The organism is Methylobacterium sp. WL116 (genome assembly GCF_008039455.1).
Classification (GTDB): domain Bacteria; phylum Pseudomonadota; class Alphaproteobacteria; order Rhizobiales; family Beijerinckiaceae; genus Methylobacterium.
Genome location: NZ_VRUV01001113.1, coordinates 1 through 506, shown reverse-complemented (window position 1 = coordinate 506; position 506 = coordinate 1). Strand labels below are relative to the sequence as shown.

Annotated in this window: 1 pseudogene; it reads right to left on the bottom strand. The window is 76.5% G+C overall.

Going from position 1 to position 506, the window contains the following annotated elements:
• Positions 1-506, bottom strand: a pseudogene (locus FV223_RS31135) (ATPase); the annotation flags it as partial.

The following is a 506-nucleotide window of genomic DNA, read 5'->3' as shown; positions in this document are numbered from 1 at the left end:
GCCGTGCGAGCGCGCGCTCTCGGCCGCCTCCTGCGCGAGGCTGCGCTCGGCCGACGCCGCAGCCGAGATCGCCTTCGCCTCCAGCCCGGCCAGCTCCGCGCGGATCGCGTGGACGGGGGCGGCCGAGAACACCTGCCCGCGCACCATGCGGATGCGCAGGCAATCCCCGCTGGCGAGCCTATGCAGGGCGCTGCGGCGGGCGGCGAAGGCGGCACGCGCCGCCTCGCGCCCGGCCCCGAGCCGCGCCTTCAGCCCGGCCTCCTCGGCGAGCAGGCCGTCGAGCTTCGGTTCCAGCACCTCGGAGAGCTCGCGCAGGTAGGCGATGCGCTCGGCGGTGAGCGCCTTGATCTCCTCGGCGAGGCCGGCGGTGTCGCGCTTCTCGATCGCCTCGCGCTCGGTGGCGAGCGTACGCTTGCGGCCCTCGATCCCGTCGATCTCCTCGCGCAGGGCGTCGCAATCCTCGACGCCGCGGGCGATGCGCGCGCGGATCGCCGCCGCCGTCCGCG